The following is a 16,299-nucleotide window of genomic DNA, read 5'->3' as shown; positions in this document are numbered from 1 at the left end:
TCAAACCTTTAAATTGTTTTATACCGACGAATCTCATCTTTAGTAAGTTTTACAGGCTGCTATCAGGCGTATAAAGCGTGGCCCGCGTAAAACCTTTATCACCAGGAGATGCAACGATGCATACCGTGCGCAATTGATAAATGCGATGGCTTATGTTAGATTGACCAATAACAGGTAATTAAAATACGATTAACAATCGGTTAATGACTCTGGTATTTGTCTCCGAAAAATAGCAAATGCACTTACATTTACACAGATAGCGTTTAACACCCCAATGCATTTTTGCAGAACAACCAGCTGACCAGGATAAAACAATGTTATGAAGAAACTTTTTTTGGGGGTTGCTATGTTGATGCTTCTCTCTCTTTGTTCTAACGCTAACGAACCGGCAATAGAGAAAGGAGTTCTTGATTTAAGCAATTATAAATGGGAAAACGGACTAGTCGACCTAAGGGGCGAGTGGGAATTTTATTGGAGCAAATTTCATAACCATTCATTCTTCTCAGATACAGCTACCCCTCACGAAAAAACTTTTGCATATGTACCTGCTTTCTGGAACGACGAAGTGCCTGATAACGGAGCTTTTAAACCTGCTTTTGGATATGCCACTTACCGGTTACTGATCAAATGCCCGAATGCTGCCAACAAACTAGCCATAAAATTTTTAACTGTAGAATCTGCATACGATGTATACATCAACGGTAAACAGACAGCCCGGGTGGGCAACCCCGGTGTAAGTGCTGCTACCACTACGGCAGACCTGAGACCAATCATCATCAACGTGCAACCGGAGAATGGGGTACTTGATATTGTGGTGCATGTTTCCAACTTCAACAACCGTGTGGGCGGCTTATGGGACGACATAAAGCTGGGCACTGAAAAGCAGGTGGAATACCGGTTTATCAGCAATATTGTGCTGGAGTGTTTTGTGGCGGGAGCATTTTTTCTCACCGCTATCTATTACCTTATTCTTTATTCATCTTTCAGAAAACGGTATACGCTTTTATATTTTGGCCTGCTGTGTATTGTAATATTCACCCGCAGCATGGTGGTGGGTGAAGTTCCGCTGTATTACATTTCTGACTGGGGCTGGAGCGTAGCAAGAAGGCTGGAATATATATCGCTTTACTGCTCTGTGCCCATAATGTGCCTCTTTTCCTATCACCTTTTTCCGCATGAATTTGAAAAGAAAGTGCTCTACGTGGTAGTGCCGTTATGCAGTCTTTTCGTGTTATTGTCGCTGGTTGGCCCTTATTATTATTACACTTATGTGGTGCGTTACTTCCAGCTGATAATACTTGCCACTGCATTGTACGGCTTGTATGTTTATATAAAAGCCTGTATAGCCAAACGCGCCGGAAGTATACTTTTTCTCAGTGCGTTTATCATCTTCCTCATCACCATTATAAATGATGTGCTGTATGTAAACCTTGTTATTCACAGCTGGCCGTTGTTTTATGTTGGCCTGGCAATATTTGTTGTAAAGCTTTCTATTATTTTATCCAGGCAGTTTTCTGACACCTTTAGCCAATTGCAGTTCGCGAATAAGAAATTGCAGGAAACCAATGATGAACTGGGCATCATGAATAAAGAGATCGAACACAAGCATATTGAACTCAAAAAAATCAATACGGAACTAGACTCTTTTGTTAACCGTACTTCTCATGATCTGAGGGCACCCATTACATCGCTGCTGGGAATAATTATGCTGGCCGAGCAGGAACAAAATCCTGAGACAATGAAAAAGTACCTGTCTATGCAGGAAAAAACCCTTAAACGCATGGACAGCCTTATTGCTGATATCATTGACTTTTCCAAGAATAAACGACTTGACCTGGAATTGAAAGACGTGGAGTTTGAGCAAATTGTTCATGACAGCCTGGAAGACCATGCATACCTGAATGACTCACAGAAAATAGCGAAAATTGTAAGGATCAACCAATACGAGAAATTTGTATCTGACCCGCGCAGGGTAAGCATTATAATCAACAACCTGATCTCTAATGCTATCAAATATGCCGATTATAGCAAACTGCAGCCTGAAATACATGTAAACGTTACCGTGGTAGACAATGTGGCCACGCTGGAAGTTTCTGATAACGGTATTGGTATTGAAGAAAAACACCTGGATAAGATCTTTACATTATTTTATCGAGTAACCAATAGTGCAACTGGTTCCGGCCTGGGTTTATACATCATTAAAGAAACGGTGGAAAAGCTTGGCGGCTATATCATCATCAACTCAACAAAAGGTGATGGCACAAGCATTAAAGTTATGCTCCCGAATATAGGCTACAGGCTATAAGGTTTTAAGTTGCATCAAAGCGGTCTGATTACTCAATTTATTCTTTCTTCTGCGGCAGGCAGCCTGCACAAACTCTTCACAGGTACAGGAAGAGCACCGGTAAACATTCATAGAATTTATACTGTTCGCTTTTTATTTTACTTTAGCCTATTATGCCGGTGCAGAAAAAAATTATTTACATCGCTTCATTTACAGCATTTGCACTGGCGTTGGTTTGCTATAACCCTTTCGCTTTATACTTTCAGAATGATGACTTCATCCATATTCCGCTGAGCGCTGAAGGCAAACTGTTGCAGCATAATTCTTTCCGGCCCGTTTGCGACCTGAGTATCATGCTGGACTATTTTCTATGGAAAAAAAATGCATGGGGCTACCATTTTACCAATCTCATTTTACATGTGACTGCCTGTTGTATATTCTATTTTTTTGTGCAACTTTTACTAAAGACTTATTCAACCGTAAAAGATATTCGTACAACATCCTGGCTCGTAACCGTATTGTTTTTTATCTACGCCATGCACAGCGAACCCGTGTTGTGGATACTGGGCAGATCTGCTATACTGGCAACCATATTTTCTTTGTTGTGCCTGTATTTTTATATTAAAAGAAATGATGGCCGCTACAGTTTTATTCTTAGCCAGTTATTTTATGTTGCCGGTTTACTAACATACGAATCTGTATGGGCGTTGCCGGCAATTTGTGTTGTGATTGCAACGACCACTCTTAAACAGCAACACAGCACATTAAAAAAGGAAATCGTATGGCTGACGATCATTTTTGCAACGCTGGCATTGACACTTTTTATAAGGGGAGGTTTTATTCATGAAGTTGCGGGCAATTACGAAGTGTCGTATATATTAAACGGAAATTACCTGCTGCTATTCAAGCATTACACATTGCTTTTTATCAGAAGTTTCCTGCCGGCATTTATCAATAACCCGGTTTTGCTTGCCGGTTACATATGCACTATCGCTTTTTCGATCCTGTTGTTTTTTAAAAACAGGGATCGGGCAATGCCTGTGATCATCCTTTGCTTTCTGCTTAGCCTTCTTCCTTACATAACCCTGGGGATTGATACAAACGGCACAGAATCTGAACGTTTTCTGTACTTCCCAACCATGGTGGTTTGTATTATGTTTGCCTTTTTAGCCAGTCATATGGCTGACAGTGTAAAAATGATCCTCTTTGCGGCTTTATACGCTTTACACATTATTACACTTTTTGTGGTTACACCAAATTATGTGGTGGCAGGAAATATAGTACAGGAAATAAGCAAAGCCATAAAACAGTTGCCGGATAAGAAAGTGATACTTGCCGCAGATGTACCGCAGGCCCAGCATGGAGCTTTTATCTTCCGGCAGGGGCTTGGCGAAATGATACAATGGCTGGGCGAAAAAAAGCCGGACACAGTGATCATTTGCTCTCAACGTTATGAACTTTTGCCACTGCAATATCCATACAGAATTGAAAAAAGAAATACCGGTTTCATAGAATGCAACAACAATATCCTGAATGCTTCAGCAGATACGTTACTTCTGCAATTCACAGATGATGCACTGATCATTATCCAAAAATAAAATAGAGGTTCTTAAGCAGATAGTGTCCGGCACGTGTAAATACAACCCTTAATCACGTTTCAACAGCACGGAATCCACTCCGTAATAGGCTTTAAGCGTGTTCACTGAATATTCAGTGTCAAGGTCGTCTTCAAAAAAGATAAACAAAGGCTTTTGCTGTACAAGATCGTATAACGTTTTTGTACTGCCTGCATAATCCTTTTGTAAAATGGTTTTCATTTGTGCATCGTAAGTTCGCAATATAGCTGGCGTACCCTTAACAGCAGCCTGTTGCAGCGTTTGCGCTCTTATCTTCATAATATTACTGTACAACGGTGCGGCTACAACGCTTTTATAGGCATCTTTTATGTAGTTATTACTTAATATACAAACAGCATACACAAATAACAACACCAGCCTTGTTTCTTTGGCAAACAGGTTAAAAGCGATACGTTTTGCAAAAATACCTTCTGAAAAAACCATTAACAACAGGCCCGAAACCATTATTACAATCACACCATTTACATAACGGTCGGGTATTACGCCTCCTTTTAAACCAACTACGGCCACCGCAATCATCGTAACAAAAAATAGCAGCAGCATTAAAGGCAATAACCACCGCCTGCCTTTGAAAAAACGCGCAAACAACAGCTCCTGAAACTGGTCTTTTCTTGTATTGGCGTACAGGAAAGTTATCAGGAGAATCACCCATAAAAGCGGTTTACTAAAAATGCTCCACAAAACTTCTGCAAGATGATAACCGATGGCAACACCGCCCACCAATATTCCTTTGGGTTCTATAATAGCTGTACGTTCGTGTATACCCGGCGACAACAGTACAACAAAAGCGCTCAGTATAAAAGCTACAATAACCGAAAGCAGCAAGACAGTGCTTAACCGCTTGTATGCTTTGGAAAGCATAGGCAGCAATAGCATGAATGTCTGCACAATTATAAACAGTTCATTGAAGCCATTTATAACAAACACCAGTAACGGCATTACAACAGCAGCAGCTAATTTTCCAAAACCGTTTTTTGAATGCAATAAGATGATCCATAACCCGGCTTCTACCTGCAGCAATATAATTGGCAACTGGTAAGTTACAGCACTGCTAAACCAGAACTGGTAAGTACTTACTTCCACTACAGACATCAGTTGCAGGCACATATACAACAGGCATATCCACACAATATTTTTATGCAACTTTTCATCTTTCAACACGTGTTTATTGATGAGAAAAAAGGTAAAAAATACAGACGCAACATTCAACACAAAGAGTAAAAGACTATGCAGGTAATAATGATCATATAAAAAACCATCGGCCGCAAACAACGCACCGGTAAAGGTTGCAGAGAACCTGCCACCCCAGTTATTGTATATAAAAGTCTGATAGCCCAGGAAGCCTTGTTCCCGTAAATGATACCCGCAGATATAATCATCTGCACACGGATGGTTAAAGAATGGCAGTACAAACAATGGCGCAAAAAAAACGACAAAGGCTAATATCAGCAGTAGTTTGGCAACAATGATCAGTTTGGAAATAATGTAATCTCTGTCAGTAAAAAATTCCCGCATGGTTGTTCATTTACAAACTATTGCTTAATCATTCGTTGAATATATTTTCCTATAATATCAAATTCAATGTTCACAACAGAACCTTCCATTACCTGCTGCATATTAGTATGCTCGTATGTATAGGGTATGATGGCAACCGAGCATGTGTCTTCACCAACATTGAACAAAGTAAGGCTGATGCCATTGATAGCAATCGACCCTTTTTCTATTACCAGCGAGGCAAACTGTTTTGGAAACTGAAAAGTAAATTCCCAGCTACCATTCCTATCTGCACGTTTAATGCAGGTTGCAGTAGCATCTACATGCCCCTGCACTATGTGTCCGTCCAGCCTGCCGTTCATAATCATGCATCGTTCAATATTTACCAGGTCATTCACCTGCCAAACACCAAGGTTTGATTTTTCCAGTGTTTCTTCTATGGCTGTTACGCGGTGCATACCATCTTCAACAGCTTCAACGGTAAGGCATACGCCGTTATGACTAACGCTTTGATCAACTTTAAACTGATGAGAAAGCGACGAACTGATATAAAAAGTTTTGTTCGTACCCTGCGTGGTAATCTTTTCAACCTTGCCTATGTTTTCAATAATGCCTGTAAACATGCCTGCAAATTAAAGTTTTTGATACGTATAAAACAAAGAGATAATTTGGGTACAGGCTGCAGTACTGCTATAAAGCTTTTGTTGTGTCACTCACTTGTACTGCAAAGCGCTATGCAACAGCGATGCGCTGTCGGCGCAGGTTGCCCATGTTTAAACCAACATACAAAAAACACAGGAAGAAGCGGACATATACAAAGCCCAATTGAAAATAACAACTGCCGTGTATAACTGTTATCATTATTTTCGGTCCCGGTTTTGCCTTTTCAATCTATATACAAAAACACTACAATGAACTGGATCATACTCATCATCGCCGGCTTGTTTGAAGTAGCTTTTGCCTTTTGCCTTGGCAAGGCAAAAGACGCCACAGGTATTGAGATGTATTGGTGGTATGCGGGATTTATCGTTACCGTAAGCACCAGTATGTTGCTGCTTATAAAGGCATCGCAAACGATACCCATTGGTACCGCTTATGCGGTTTGGACAGGCATCGGAGCTGTAGGAACCGTATTAACCGGCATTCTTTTTTTTAAAGAACCTGCCACCGCATTGCGGTTACTCTTCATGGGTACGCTGATCGCTTCGATCATTGGCTTAAAAGTAGTCTCTCATTAATGATTTCCAATTCCCGTTCGCAACAGTGTTGTTTACAGGTGTGCATGTAAATTGTATTACCGTGGCAGCATTATTGTCTTCGCTTCTTTCTTCGCGTTTGCTCCATACAGTTGTTGCAGTACAAGTGAGTGACACAACAAAAGTTTCATAGCAGCACTGCAGCCCGTTACCATAATAATCCTCCACTCCATAGCGTGTTTTGTACAATTCATACACGTGGCGCAATGATTACAACCTTTAGCAGCTAAGCTTTGCGGTCATAAAATTTATTACGACTCAAAAAACTTACTTGTATGGCGTACCTATTTACCAAAACACCCAATGCTTTAAAAAGAACAACTGCTTTACGGGCATGCCTGCTCTGCTATATAGCGCTGAGCAGCTTTTTTACATCCCAGGCGCAGGATGTGCTTGCAGGCCTTACTTCAAACGGTGGTGCCGACGGCCTGGGCACTATGTTTACGATTAAAACAAACGGCAGTGCATTTGCTGTACTGCAAAATTTTATCGATTACGGAAAAGCGCCGCAGGGCGATCTTTTCAAGGATACTGATGGCAATTTTTACGGCATGACATGCAATGGCGGCACTTACAACCAGGGCACTATTTTCAAGATGACACCCGGTGGCGTTGTAACCATTCTAAGGCATTTAAACAGCCCTGTAGACGGCGGAAATCCTTACGGTGAGCTGATCAAAGGCACCGATGGTTTTTTATATGGCGTAACCAGCGGCGGCGGCAACAATACATATGGCACGATCTTTAAAATAATGCCGGATGGCAGTTCTTTTACCGTACTCAGGCACCTTACTTATGCTACTGACGGCACCAATCCGCGTGGCCATCTTGTGCAGGCAAATGATGGCAACTTTTATGGCATTACTTATGGTGGTGGCGCCAACGGTTTGGGCACAATCTTCAAAATAACACCAACCGGAACTTTTACAACACTCAAAAGCTTCAACAGTACAACAGACGGCAACAGAAGTTATAACAGCCTTACACCCGGCACTGACGGCAACCTTTATGGTATTACCTACTATGGCGGTACCTATGGGTACGGAACGATTTTCAAAATAACAACAGCCGGTGTTTACACAGTTATCAAAAGCCTGAACGGGCCGGTTGATGGCGGTTACTCGCAAAGTGATCTTGTGCAGGGCAAAGACGGGCTGCTATATGGCACCTGCAGCAGTTATGGTACATATGGTAATGGCACCATTTTTAAAGTTACCACTACCGGCACATTTACAGTGTTACGTCATCTTGCTTCAGGCAAAGATGGCGGTTACCCCTATGGCGGTCTTTACCAGAATACAGATGGTACATTTTACGGTTTAACAAGAACAGGTGGCACAGGTTCTGCCGGTACAGCATATAAAATAACCAGTGCAGGTGTTTATACGGTTTTACATTCTTTTCTTCCGGATACAGAAGGCAGTACGCCCAACGGCGCTTTTACAAAAGGCAATGACAACAACCTGTATGCAATGACCAGCACAGGCGGCACATTTACTTTTGGCACGGCATTTAAAATGACTACAGCAGGCGCTGTAACAACCCTGGTGAAGTTCAACGAATCTGGTAAGGGTAATATACCTATGGAATCCCTGGTAAAAGGAACAGACAGCGCCTACTATGGCACCACGAGAGAGGGTGGCACTTACAACCATGGCACCATATTCAAGAGATGTGGCAACACATTTACTATACTTAAATCACTAAACAAAAGCGTAGACGGTGGCTACCCGCAGGGCAGTCTTATACAGGCAACAGATGGCAGTTTTTATGGCATGTGTTACGATGGAGGCACATCCGGCTACGGCACCATATTTAAAATTACGGCAGGCGGTGTGTACAAGGTACTGAAGCATTTTACCGGTATTGCAGACGGTGGTAACCCTACAGGCAGCCTGGTACAGGCAACTGACGGCTTTCTGTACGGCATGACGAGAAACGGCGGTTCAGGAGGCGGCGGCGTGGCGTTTAAAATATCAACAGCCGGCGTATTTACTTTACTACACACATTTGTATACGCTACAGAAGGCAGCAACCCCGAAGGCGACCTGCTGCAGGCAACTGATGGCAATTTCTATGGCATGACAACCTCCAACGGAAGAATTTTCAAGATGACATCAACAGGTACAGTAACGGTGTTAAAAACTTTTGTATCGGGTACAGATGGCTATATTCCTTTCGGCAGTCTTATACAGGCCAAAGATGGCAAACTATACGGTATGACCACCAGTGGCGGCACTTATAGCTACGGTACTATTTTTAATATTACTACTACCGGCACGTATAAAGTAATGAAGCACTTTAACCCCACACCCGATGGAAAAGTGCCAAAAGGAAAACTGCTGCAGGCCAATGATGGCAGCTTTTACGGCTTAACAAGCGCAGGCGGCACCAACAACGCCGGTACTATTTTTAAGATTACCACTGCCGGTGCATACAGTGTACTGAAGCACTTTGCAATGGCTGCAGACGGCGGCAATCCTTTTGGCAGCCTCGTTATTGCGCCTGTTAATAACCTGGTAGCAAATGCGCAGAACGTTACAACAAATGAAGATGTGGCTAAAGCAATTACGTTAACAGGTTCGGGCGGCTCGCCACTTACATTTGCTATAACTACGCAACCAAAACGCGGTAAACTAACCGGCACAGGTGCAGTACGTACCTATACACCCAATGCAAATGTGGCCGGTAAAGATTCGTTTGCATTTTCTGTAAGCATCGGCTGTATTGCTTCAGCGCCTGCAATGGTGAGGATAACGATCAATGCAGTGGCAGATACGCCCGTGCTGGCATCGATTGGCAACAAATCTGTGGTTAAAAACAGCAACCTAACATTCACCGCTACTGCAACGGATGCAGATGCTGGTCAGAAAATAACTTACTCATTGATTGGCGCTCCTGCTGGTGCTTCGATCAACAGTACAACAGGCGTGTTTACCTGGACACCCGCTACCGCCGGTAACTTCAGCTTTAAAGTGCGTGCAACAGATAACAGCACATTGTTGCTGTACGATGAAGAATCAATTACGGTTACAGTAACCAATACACTAACCGCCATTACACAAAGCGCCGCAACCGCAATAGCGGAGGAAAAAACAATGGCAACAATTTATCCAAACCCTGTTCACGACAAGGCTTACATCACACTCAATGCAAGCCAGGGAAAAGTTACCGTGCGTATATTAGATGTAAATGGAAAGGCAATCAGTGCCAATGTGTACGATGCAGGTGGTAAAAACCGGATTGATATAGATGCTGCACAACTCAGCCGCGGTATCTATTTTGCCGAAGTGCAAACACCGGAAGGCAGAACCACGCTCAGGTTTATCAAACAATAAAAAGAGCAAACCCCTTATTAAAAAAAGAATGCAGCAGGTCTGCATTCTTTTTTTGTGTTGGCAAGCTGTAGTGCAAGCATGAAGCTTTGGTTGTGTCACTCACTTGTACGTTCCGTACGCTATGCAGCACGTGCACAGCCAGGTTTATAACTGCAACCTTCAGCTATAGTTTAACAGCTATGCCGCCATAATAATTTCTTGCGGGCGCCGGATTATAAAACCTGCCTCCAAAGGCGTTGATATCATTACCCAAACTGTATACTTCATTTAAAAGATTATCGGCACCGGCAAATATGTTCAACCGGAATTTATTAAATCTGATAAGTTTGGCAATTTTTACCTGCAATAAATGATACGCTTTGGCTTCAGCCGTATTGGCATCATCCAGTTGTATAGATGATGTATAATTAAACATCGCATTCAGACTAACGCCACCGGCAAATCTTGCATCAATACCTGAAACATTAATGTACCTGGGAACACCAGTTAAACTGTTACCGGAAAAATCATCTTCACCGGATTTATAGTCATCGAATTTATACGGCTGGTAACTAAAACTATTCCATACACCCAGCGAACGTACAAAACCCTTATCCCGGTTTACGACATTACCATTGAGCCACAATTCCATTCCCTTTTGTACTGTGCCGCCTGCGTTTACAAAAAACTCATTTCCGTCTGCATCTACCCTTCTTACAATCGCATTTTTCAACGCAAAGTAGTACACAGAGCCGTTGTATTGAAGGTGATTGTTAAAAAGACTACCTTTTAAACCCGCCTCATAGTTCCAGCCATATTCGGCCTGCAATGTTTGTGTAAATGTGCCGCCGGATGGTAACACTTCTGCAAGCGTTGGTGGTGAAAATCCTTTGGCAGCAGTAACGTAAAAAGATAAAGACTGATCCACTGCATAACTAAGCCCCAGGCGTGGGCTTACTGTATTACCCGTTTTCCTGATGATGGGGTAAAGATTGACAGAGTCAGTCAGACGGTTGTACCAGTAACGCAGGCTGTTGGTGCTGGCGCCAGCCTGCAGCAACCAGTTCTTAGCTTTCAGGCTAAGCTGCCCGAATAAAAAATATTGGGTGGTGTGTACTTTATCCCTGAACTGGTTATCTGCTGTTTCACCACCGTTATTGTCAAATACCTGTATGTAAGAATGGTTGTACTGCGCTTCTGCGCCAACATTGGCTTTTAATGAAAAGTCTTTTTTGTCGGCAAACACGTATTGAAAATTGGTACGTGCGCCATAGTTCTGTTCGCGCCGTCTCTCGTAATTGGTAATAAAAGGATTGTTGAAGTTGGTATAACTAAAAACGATTAATGTGGTGTTGCTGAAGCGTTCGGTGAATGCAGCATTGTATGTAACGGCTCCTAAATAAGTGGCGTTATAAATACCTGCATTTTGCTGTATGGCACCGGGTGTGCTGCCTGCAGGTAATCTCGCCAGTCTGGGCAGCGAATCCATCTGCGCTTTGGTTATGCCACCAGGTGTTTCGTAATGCAGGTTTGCATACAGGCCTAAAAAAGTAAGGGACGAAAACTTATTTACTTTCCAGCCCAGTTTGCCCTGCACCACATCTCTTCTCAGTGCACTTTGCTGCCTGTAGCCATCACTTTGCGTATGTGACTGCTGCAAACCAAATGATAATTTGTCTGTATGTTCTTTTACGCTTACATATTCTTTGAAGAGGCCAAAAGAACCACCACTTAAACCAGCTTCTATACCGCGTTTGTCATCGGTATTAAGAATAACCGCGCCACCTGTATTGGCTCCATAAAAACTGGATGATGGCCCTTTAATGATCTCTACTGATTGTAACTGGTTCAGATCAATAAGATTGAGGTAGGTGTTGCCTGTTGCATCGGTTAGCGGCAGGTCGTCCATGTAAATTTTTATGTTGCGTACGCCAAAAGGTGAGCGCAATAAACTACCACGTACAGACAACCTGTAACTGCCCGGTGAGCGTTCTTCCATGCGTACACCGGTAACGCTGTTTATTATGGGCACCAATGATGTGCCATCAAATTTTGCCAGTTGCGTCTTGTTTAGTATTGCTACCGAAGCGGGTACATCTTTCCATTTTAAGCCGGCTGAAAAGGCCTTTACAGTAACGGCATTCAGCGTGGCTGTATCTGTTGAAGCTGTATTGGCAGTATCCTGCGCCGCTGCACCGGCAGCAAAAAACAGGCAAAAAAGTAACGGGCTGCACATTGCTGCAAAGCGGACAGGAAGTACAAGAGTGCGACGCAACAAAAGCTTCATAGTAGTAATTGAGTCTGGTTCCAAAATAAAATCCCGCTGCTTGCGGCATCGGGATTTGCTATAAAGTTATACAACTTACGTGTTTACTTTTTTATATACATTACTTCTTTTACCAGTTTTACCGTATTTTCTACAGTTGGCAGGTAAGCAGCAGCAAGGTTTGGCGCATAGTGCATTGGCGCGTCTGCGCTGGTTATGCGGCGGACAGGTGCATCAAGATAATCGAAACCTTCTTTTTGTATACGGTACGCAATTTCTGAAGATACAGAACACATGGGCCACTGTTCTTCTACAATCACCAGGCGGTTTGTTTTCTTCACGCTTTCGAGAATCGTCATCCAGTCCAGCGGGCGAATGGTTCTTAGGTCTATCACCTCTGCGCTCACACCTTCTTTTTCAAGTTCCGTTGCAGCATTCAGTGCCACCTTCATCATTTTGTTATACGATACGATTGTTACATCGCGGCCCTGCCTTTTTACATCAGATTTGCCCAGCGGAATGTAGTATTCTTCTTCCGGCACTTCTGCTTTGTCTCCGTACATTACTTCGCTTTCCATAAACATTACGGGATCTTCTTCGTAACGGATGGCCTGTTTGAGCAACCCTTTTGCATCGTACGGGTTGGATGGAGATACCACTTTAAGGCCGGGAATATTTGCGTAATAGCTTTCAAATGCGGTGGAGTGCTGTGCGCCAAGCTGGCCGGCACTGCCATTGCCACCACGAAAAACGATGGGGCAGGAAATCTGGCCGCCGCTCATAGCAAGCATTTTAGATGCCGTATTCAAAATCTGGTCGAGCGCCAATACCGCAAAGTTCCATGTCATAAACTCTACAATGGGGCGCAGGCCGTGTTGTGCAGCGCCAACACCAACAGCGGTAAAACCAAGCTCTGCGATAGGTGTATCTATGATTCTTTTAGGACCAAATTCGGCCAGCATACCCTGGCTAACTTTGTAGGCGCCGTTGTATTCGGCTACTTCTTCACCCATCAGGAATACTCGCTCATCTCTCCTCATCTCCTCGTTCATCGCTTCACGAATGGCTTCACGAAATGCAATTTGTCGCATAATGATGTATTGGTTTGTACGCTTGAATCTTGTTTGTTACGGGATGCAAAAATATAGGTTTATGGGTAATAAAAAACAATGCATAAAAGCTTTGGCGATAAATGTTGGAAGGCTAAAAAACACAGCAAAGAAAAACCGCCGCAACATTGCGGCGGTCTTATAAAGTAAACTGTATGTAGACGTTAGAGTGAATTATTCACCTACCACTTCAAATTCCATTTCGGCTACGTTACCGCCGCCAAAATCTATAGAAGCTTTGTATGTGCCCAATTCTTTCACCTCATCAACAATAGAGATGCGTTTGCGATCTATTTCGTAGCCTTTCTGGTCTTTCACAGCACGTGCAATCTGCAGTGGTGTCACGCTACCAAAAATTTTACCGCTGGTGCCTGATTTGGCACCGATTTTAATTGCGCCATCCTGCAGTGCATTGATAACCTGTTTAATCTGGGCCATCATTGCAGCTTCTTTTTTCGCTTTTACTTTCAGGCGCTCTTCCATTTGCTTAAGGTTAGAAGGGTTAGCTTCTACAGCAAATTTCTGCGGTATCAGGTAGTTACGGGCATAGCCGTTTTTTACTCTTACCAGCTCGCTTGCCTGGCCTAAGCTATCTACATCCTGTATTAATATTACCTGCATGGTTTTTTGTTTTTAGTTCCCAGGGCCCAATCGGGGAATTTGATTAAGACTGTCTCCCGGCATGCACCGGGATTAGGGAGTGGTTACTAATGATTTTGCCTATTTCAACAGATCTGTTACGTAAGGCAGTAACGCCATCTGGCGTGCTTTTTTAATAGCATCAGATACTTTACGCTGATATTTGAGTGAGTTACCGGTTAAACGGCGTGGTAAAATTTTACCCTGCTCGTTAATAAATTTTTTCAGGAACTCCACATCTTTATAATCGATGTATTTAATACCATACTTCTTAAAACGACAGAATTTCTTCTTAGGTTTTTCCTGCTTAATCGCGGTAAGGTATTTTATTTCGTTTGCCTTTGCCATAATTATTGCGCAACTTTTTCAGTTCCTGTAGGTACACCACTTCTCTTTTTAGCATTATACTCGACGGCGTATTTATCGAGCACAGTGATCATGTGACGCATTACCTGCTCGTCACGCAGCATTTGTACTTTAAACTTCTCATTGAAGCTGGATGGCGCACTGTACTCTAAGACCCAGTAAATTCCGGTTGTCTTTTTCTGTACAGGATAAGCCAGTGATTTCAGACCCCAGGGATTGCTGTGCGTAATGCTTCCACCGTTTTCAGTAATGAAATCAGTGTATTTTTTCTGAGACGCTTTAAATTCATCTTCAGAAAGCACAGGGGTAAAAATCACCATCAATTCGTAATTGTTCATTACCCTGATTTTTTTTGTTAATTAATAAAATTTGGGCTGCAAAGGTAAGCGTTAGCAGGCACAAACAAGCATAAGTGCCATCTTTTTTGTTTTTAGGAGCCAGGGCTGCATTGCTACTATGATGCTTTTGTTGCGTCGCACTCTTGTACTGCAACAAAAAAGTGGGCAAGGGTGCCTGAACCCGTTATCTGTCATATTCTTATAAATAGCAGATTTTGCTATAACCAAATTCTTAAAAACCTGCCCGGTTACGCAAATATCAGCCGGCACTGCTTAACTTTAGCGCTCCTAACGAAAAATACATTTTTATGCCACATGTACTCAACGATGCAGAAGTTAAAGCCTTTCATAAAGACGGGTTTGTAATTGTAAAAAACTTCTTCAATAAAGAAGAAATTGACAAGCTGTACGGAATTGCTACCGGCGACAGTGTTGTAAAACAAAATGCAGTTGATCTTAATGACCAGACCGGTCGTAAAACAAAGCTTACGCTATGGTTTACTCCCGGTAACGATGTGTACAGCATGTTGCTGCGCAGCGAACGCATGGTACATTCTGTAGCAAAGCTGCTGGACAGCGATGCACCTGTATGCCATTTTCACACAAAGCTGATGCAAAAAGAACCAAAGGTTGGAGGCGCTTGGGAGTGGCACCAGGATTATGGCTATTGGTATAAAAACCAGTTCCTTTTTCCTGACCAGCTCGTAAGTGTGATGATCGCTCTTACAGAAGCCAACAAAGCCAACGGATGCCTGCAGGTCATTAAAGGCACGCATAAGTTAGGCCGCGTAAATCATGGCTTTGCAGGCGAGCAGGTAGGTGCAGATATGACCATGGTAAACAATGCGCTGCAAACAATGGAGCATGTGTATGTAGAACTTGAACCTGGTGATGCATTGTTTTTCCACAGTAATATCTTACACCGCAGCGAAGCCAACCTGAGCGACAGACCAAGATGGTCCCTGATTTCCTGCTACAACTCTCTCAGCAATCCTGCTTACAACGATGAAAGCACATCGTGGAGAGAGCCGGTGCAGGTTGTGCCAGACAGTGCCCTTATGGATTCTGCCATTGGCGGCGCCGCAAATGACGGGGACTTTTTAAAGAAAGAAAAAGACCCTGCTTTAAAAGAAACCGGCTGGGAAAAAGAGGTGGCTACCACTTAAGGAGTACCTGTAAAAATTTCAACAGTTTGTTGATTTAATTAAAGGTGCTTTTGTATCTTCCGCTTGCCAACATTAACTCGTAAAATTAAAACATTGCTATGCCACTGGTAAAAGTTATTGAAGTAATCGCATCCTCAGACGTTAGTATAGATGATGCCGTAAAGAATGCAGTAAAAGAAGCCTCAAGAACAATCCGCAACATTGACTCGGTGTGGGTTAAAGACATCAAAGCACATGTAAAGGATGGAAAGATTACTACGTTTGGCGTAATCTGTAATATCTCTTTCAGACTAGATTCGGCGCCTTTGTAGAGCGTAATATGTTTTATGTTTGGCAGCCTGCACTTGTGCAGGCTGTTTTATTTGCCGGATGCGCCTGTGTATGACCATGTATACGAAACGCTGCAGTTGCCATAAAAAAGGGACGT

At 42.9% G+C, this 16,299-nt stretch carries 13 protein-coding genes; 6 read left to right on the top strand and 7 right to left on the bottom strand.

From position 1 onward, the window contains the following. The first annotated feature begins 319 nt into the window (after positions 1 to 319). The gene (locus tag I5907_RS20720; RefSeq protein ID WP_196992759.1) at positions 320 to 2,305 is read left to right on the top strand and encodes a sensor histidine kinase; all 1,986 of its coding nucleotides are present in this window, start codon (positions 320 to 322) and stop codon (positions 2,303 to 2,305) included. A 152-nt stretch (positions 2,306 to 2,457) separates the two neighbouring features. After that, positions 2,458 to 3,882 (top strand): hypothetical protein, encoded by a 1,425-nt coding sequence (locus I5907_RS20715; protein WP_196992758.1) that lies wholly within the window; start codon positions 2,458 to 2,460, stop codon positions 3,880 to 3,882. Positions 3,883 to 3,930: 48 nt separating this feature from the next. Here I5907_RS20715 and I5907_RS20710 read toward each other — a convergent pair whose 3' ends face one another. Both I5907_RS20710 and I5907_RS20705 read right to left on the bottom strand, forming a co-directional pair. Continuing rightward, entirely contained in the window at positions 3,931 to 5,436 is a 1,506-nt protein-coding gene (locus I5907_RS20710; protein WP_196992757.1) for a hypothetical protein, read from the bottom strand. Positions 5,437 to 5,453: 17 nt separating this feature from the next. Then, positions 5,454 to 6,038: a riboflavin synthase gene (locus I5907_RS20705; RefSeq protein ID WP_196992756.1), complete on the bottom strand. Its 585-nt coding sequence runs from the start codon at positions 6,036 to 6,038 to the stop codon at positions 5,454 to 5,456. A gap of 288 nt (positions 6,039 to 6,326) precedes the next feature. On the opposite strand from I5907_RS20705, the gene I5907_RS20700 reads away from it, so the two are divergent. Together I5907_RS20700 and I5907_RS20695 are read left to right on the top strand one after the other, a co-directional pair. Further along, the gene (locus tag I5907_RS20700; RefSeq protein WP_196992755.1) at positions 6,327 to 6,653 is read left to right on the top strand and encodes a DMT family transporter; all 327 of its coding nucleotides are present in this window, start codon (positions 6,327 to 6,329) and stop codon (positions 6,651 to 6,653) included. Positions 6,654 to 6,946: 293 nt separating this feature from the next. Further along, positions 6,947 to 10,009 carry a T9SS type A sorting domain-containing protein gene (locus I5907_RS20695; protein ID WP_196992754.1) on the top strand — a complete coding sequence of 1,021 codons (3,063 nt, stop codon included), beginning with the start codon at positions 6,947 to 6,949 and terminating at the stop codon, positions 10,007 to 10,009. Positions 10,010 to 10,172: 163 nt separating this feature from the next. Here I5907_RS20695 and I5907_RS20690 read toward each other — a convergent pair whose 3' ends face one another. The 5 genes from I5907_RS20690 to rpsF form a co-directional block, all read right to left on the bottom strand. Beyond that, a complete protein-coding gene (locus I5907_RS20690; protein WP_196992753.1) occupies positions 10,173 to 12,275 on the bottom strand; it encodes a TonB-dependent receptor in 2,103 nt (700 codons plus the stop codon). An 83-nt stretch (positions 12,276 to 12,358) separates the two neighbouring features. Further along, complete coding sequence (locus tag I5907_RS20685) at positions 12,359 to 13,345, bottom strand: pyruvate dehydrogenase complex E1 component subunit beta (RefSeq protein WP_196992752.1); 987 nt, start codon at positions 13,343 to 13,345, stop codon at positions 12,359 to 12,361. A gap of 192 nt (positions 13,346 to 13,537) precedes the next feature. After that, on the bottom strand, positions 13,538 to 13,984 hold the full coding sequence (gene rplI, locus I5907_RS20680; RefSeq protein ID WP_196992751.1) for a 50S ribosomal protein L9: 447 nt from the start codon (positions 13,982 to 13,984) through the stop codon (positions 13,538 to 13,540). A gap of 99 nt (positions 13,985 to 14,083) precedes the next feature. Then, complete coding sequence (gene rpsR / locus I5907_RS20675) at positions 14,084 to 14,350, bottom strand: 30S ribosomal protein S18 (protein ID WP_196992750.1); 267 nt, start codon at positions 14,348 to 14,350, stop codon at positions 14,084 to 14,086. 2 nt (positions 14,351 to 14,352) lie between these two features. Further along, positions 14,353 to 14,706: a 30S ribosomal protein S6 gene (gene rpsF, locus I5907_RS20670; protein ID WP_196992749.1), complete on the bottom strand. Its 354-nt coding sequence runs from the start codon at positions 14,704 to 14,706 to the stop codon at positions 14,353 to 14,355. 308 nt (positions 14,707 to 15,014) lie between these two features. Between rpsF and I5907_RS20665 the strand changes: the two genes are divergently transcribed. Together I5907_RS20665 and I5907_RS20660 are read left to right on the top strand one after the other, a co-directional pair. Continuing rightward, the gene (locus tag I5907_RS20665) at positions 15,015 to 15,872 is read left to right on the top strand and encodes a phytanoyl-CoA dioxygenase family protein (RefSeq protein ID WP_196992748.1); all 858 of its coding nucleotides are present in this window, start codon (positions 15,015 to 15,017) and stop codon (positions 15,870 to 15,872) included. Between the two features lie 98 nt (positions 15,873 to 15,970). Further along, positions 15,971 to 16,183, top strand: coding sequence for a dodecin family protein (locus I5907_RS20660; RefSeq protein WP_196992747.1), 213 nt, complete (start codon positions 15,971 to 15,973; stop codon positions 16,181 to 16,183). Positions 16,184 to 16,299: the final 116 nt, after the last annotated feature.

It is taken from the genome of Panacibacter microcysteis (assembly GCF_015831355.1).
Classification (GTDB): domain Bacteria; phylum Bacteroidota; class Bacteroidia; order Chitinophagales; family Chitinophagaceae; genus Panacibacter; species Panacibacter microcysteis.
The sequence above is the reverse complement of the archived record's forward strand: the minus strand, read 5'-3'. Positions and strand labels throughout refer to the sequence as shown.

What these genes read in the sequence shown, in the direction of transcription:
- I5907_RS20720 (WP_196992759.1), top strand. Translation starts at nt 320, where the DNA reads ATGAAGAAACTTTTTTTGGGGGTTGCTATGTTGATGCTTCTCTCTCTT.
- I5907_RS20715 (WP_196992758.1), top strand. Translation starts at nt 2,458, where the DNA reads ATGCCGGTGCAGAAAAAAATTATTTACATCGCTTCATTTACAGCATTT.
- I5907_RS20710 (WP_196992757.1), bottom strand. Translation starts at nt 5,436, where the DNA reads ATGCGGGAATTTTTTACTGACAGAGATTACATTATTTCCAAACTGATC.
- I5907_RS20705 (WP_196992756.1), bottom strand. Translation starts at nt 6,038, where the DNA reads ATGTTTACAGGCATTATTGAAAACATAGGCAAGGTTGAAAAGATTACC.
- I5907_RS20700 (WP_196992755.1), top strand. Translation starts at nt 6,327, where the DNA reads ATGAACTGGATCATACTCATCATCGCCGGCTTGTTTGAAGTAGCTTTT.
- I5907_RS20695 (WP_196992754.1), top strand. Translation starts at nt 6,947, where the DNA reads ATGGCGTACCTATTTACCAAAACACCCAATGCTTTAAAAAGAACAACT.
- I5907_RS20690 (WP_196992753.1), bottom strand. Translation starts at nt 12,275, where the DNA reads ATGAAGCTTTTGTTGCGTCGCACTCTTGTACTTCCTGTCCGCTTTGCA.
- I5907_RS20685 (WP_196992752.1), bottom strand. Translation starts at nt 13,345, where the DNA reads ATGCGACAAATTGCATTTCGTGAAGCCATTCGTGAAGCGATGAACGAG.
- rplI (WP_196992751.1), bottom strand. Translation starts at nt 13,984, where the DNA reads ATGCAGGTAATATTAATACAGGATGTAGATAGCTTAGGCCAGGCAAGC.
- rpsR (WP_196992750.1), bottom strand. Translation starts at nt 14,350, where the DNA reads ATGGCAAAGGCAAACGAAATAAAATACCTTACCGCGATTAAGCAGGAA.
- rpsF (WP_196992749.1), bottom strand. Translation starts at nt 14,706, where the DNA reads ATGAACAATTACGAATTGATGGTGATTTTTACCCCTGTGCTTTCTGAA.
- I5907_RS20665 (WP_196992748.1), top strand. Translation starts at nt 15,015, where the DNA reads ATGCCACATGTACTCAACGATGCAGAAGTTAAAGCCTTTCATAAAGAC.
- I5907_RS20660 (WP_196992747.1), top strand. Translation starts at nt 15,971, where the DNA reads ATGCCACTGGTAAAAGTTATTGAAGTAATCGCATCCTCAGACGTTAGT.